The 2,729-nt window shown below is 57.7% G+C and carries 3 protein-coding genes and 1 pseudogene; all 4 read right to left on the minus strand.

What is annotated here, in order from left to right:
- The coding region (locus tag AC1DWI_RS19080) for an ankyrin repeat domain-containing protein (protein WP_477725460.1) at nt 1-1,013 on the minus strand (1,013 nt) is incomplete at its 3' end.
- A 138-nt stretch (nt 1,014-1,151) separates the two neighbouring features.
- Entirely contained in the window at nt 1,152-1,682 is a 531-nt protein-coding gene (locus AC1DWI_RS19085) for a DUF4124 domain-containing protein (protein ID WP_477725461.1), read from the minus strand.
- A gap of 116 nt (nt 1,683-1,798) precedes the next feature.
- Entirely contained in the window at nt 1,799-2,272 is a 474-nt protein-coding gene (locus AC1DWI_RS19090) for an SRPBCC family protein (RefSeq protein WP_477668995.1), read from the minus strand.
- Between the two features lie 208 nt (nt 2,273-2,480).
- Nucleotides 2,481-2,729, minus strand: a pseudogene (locus AC1DWI_RS19095) (AraC family transcriptional regulator); the annotation flags it as partial.

The raw sequence follows: 2,729 nt of genomic DNA on the forward strand, positions 1-2,729 counted from the left end.
GTGTAGGAGTCGGAGGGTGGCGAGGAAACCATGCCCCGCGCCTTCAGGTAACCCACTGCACCCTTGATGTATCCAAGCTTCCAGTAAAGATTCTCGCCAGTCGCCAGCTTGACGTTGAGATCCAGCCCCATCGAATCGGCAAAGGCCAGGAACGCCGGGATTTCCTCCTCGCCGTGCGTTCGCAGGTCGAGCAAAGCCGGCACGCCGTTGGCGTTCAACGCGGATGGATCTGCACCATGTTCCATCAGCAGTTTGCAGGCATCCTGGTGCCGGTAAACGATGGCGTAGTGCAGTGGCGTTTGCCCGGCCGCGTTTCGGAGTGTGAGGTCTGCTCCAGCCTTGACCAGCATCTCGATGACATCAAACGATTTGTTGTTGATGGCAAGATGCAGCGGCGTTCTGAACCCGTCCTCTTTGATTCGTTTGTCGGGCGTCTGGACGTTCACATCCACGCCTGCTGCAATCAACAGCTTGACGATGGGCTTCTTGTCATGCAGCACGGCCAGATGGATGGGGTACACACCGGGCCGTACTTCCTGGTTCGGACTGATGCCTTTGGCCAGAAGCCGTTTGATCTCCGCCGACTTGCCTTTTTCCAATGCCGTGAGGAACGCAAAGTCGTCATCGAACTCGGCCACGGCGGCCACAAACTCCGCCTCTTTCGCCTTGGCCTTGCCGATTCGAACCAGCTTGGTGACACTGCCCGTGCGGCTGTCGTCAATGCTGGCGCGCAGGTGTGTGGCGCCCAATTCGATCAGTTCGCTCAGCAGCGTCTGGCTGTCCAGGCCCAGCTCCATGAATCGCAATTCCAGGCGTCGGCCAAAACGTTCCACGCGCTCGACGCGAATCCGTTCATCTGCATTCGCCTGAACGCAGCGCAAACCCAACGCCCCGAGGGCCTGGCTGGCCATATCCCACGCATCACCGGAAGCAGGCTTGAAAGCTTCCAGCCAGCGCTGACTGATGGCGTTGTCTTCAAAACAGAGGGTGGCAATCGTTCTTACTTCGGACATGGGGTCCTATTTACGTTCATCTTGCTGTGATACAGGGCATTTGGAGTTTCCTGCGTTTTATGGAAGCTGGTGGGGTTGGGAACTGCGAGCTGGGCCTGGGGCAGTTGATCAGGTCCATCAAAGTCGCGCAGTGCTCCTCTACTTGATGCACGCCGTGAAGTGGTTGTTGCTGTTGGACATGCATTGGTAGAAGGCGCGGTCCCTGCCCATGGCGGACTGGCAACTGGTCAGATTGGTCTCTGCCTTGGCGCGACGAAGCCTGGCGGCGTTGTTGTCGTAGTTGGCCTGGGTGATGTAGCCGGTTTTCAGGTTCTTGGCGCTCACCTCCAGCGCCGTATCCGCCTGGTCCTGCGCATTCCTGACCGCGCTGGCGCAGTCCAGCGGCACCTCCCTGGGGTCTGCTTTCTGCAGGGCTTTCTCCATCCCTTTTRCCAGGTCCTGTACGTTCTTGGGGATCTTCTTGGTGCCGTCGGCGTTGTATTCTGTGGCGCGCACCTTGCCGTTGTTGTCGCCGCCAAAGCCGCTGTTGCTGTGCAGCTTCAGTGGCTCGACGCCCTTTTCGGTGACGGGCGGCTGCGCGCCGTAGTGGGTCCGGCCCTCGGCATCCACCCATTTGTAGACGCCCTGGGCGTGGCCCGGAGAAGTGACGATCAGCAGAGCCAGGCTCATACCGAGAAATTGAGGGCTGATTTGCAAGCGCATGGTGGGGTTCAAGATAAAAAGCAGAAATTCACCGGGAAAAGTCGTAGCGGAGCGGGGGTGGGGTTGACTGGCGCAACGCCTTGCTAGGTTTCAGCGGGTTCAGCCACCAGGTTTTCGAGTTTCTGCCGCAACCGCTTCATGCCAATTTCCGCCCTTTTGTGCATGACGCTTTTGAATAAATGCAGGAGCGTGGCTTTGAATAGCAAGCTGTCGTTGCGACTGAGCATGCGCCATGTAACGCTGCAGGAATCAGCACCCGTTGCCTGAAATAGCATCTCCATTCTTGGCATCAAAGGCGAGAACTCGCCCTCTGTAATGAATACCTTGTTGGATTGGGCATCTTTGACCCTGATTTTGATTTTTCTTTTGCCCCTGAGAGGGACGGCGACCGTTTCCAGATATTCCTTGCCGCGCTGGGCGTGCTCAAGCGTGTTGGCTGATTCTATGAATAGAACGCCCGGAAACCACTCGGCAAAATGCTCGAGATTTGTCGCGTACAGGTATGTGGCCTCGACGGATCTGGCGATGGTTGCGGTCTGTTCAGTGAGTAGCTGCAATGCAATTTCCAATTTTCAGAACCAGCGAGGCCAAACTTGGCGCCGTGACTGGACGCCTTTGTTCGCCAAGCAAACAAAAGCCTCGGATATTACGGAAATATGGAGGTGCGGTCTTGAATCAAAACGACATGTGCGGCGCATCTTGTGGCACTGGGTGCACAAGAAGTACGGGCGCCTGTACACACCTGTGGGCAGGGCCCCGGGGCTATCAACGCGCCTTCAGCGCCTGCCTCAACCGGTAGGGCCAATAAGACTCCTGGGTTTCAATGGCGCGTTGCAGATCCGTTGGACTCAGACCCGAGTAGCGTTTCACTTCCCGGCACAAGTGCGCCTGGTCGGAGAATCCCATTGCATCGGCGACATCCACCAAAGACGAGCCGCCAAACGCGCTGGCGCCGTGTCCACGCGTCAATGTCGACTCCATGCGTACCAGCCCGCGGATCGAACGCATGGGAAG

The organism is Polaromonas sp. P3_C2 (genome assembly GCF_056402675.1).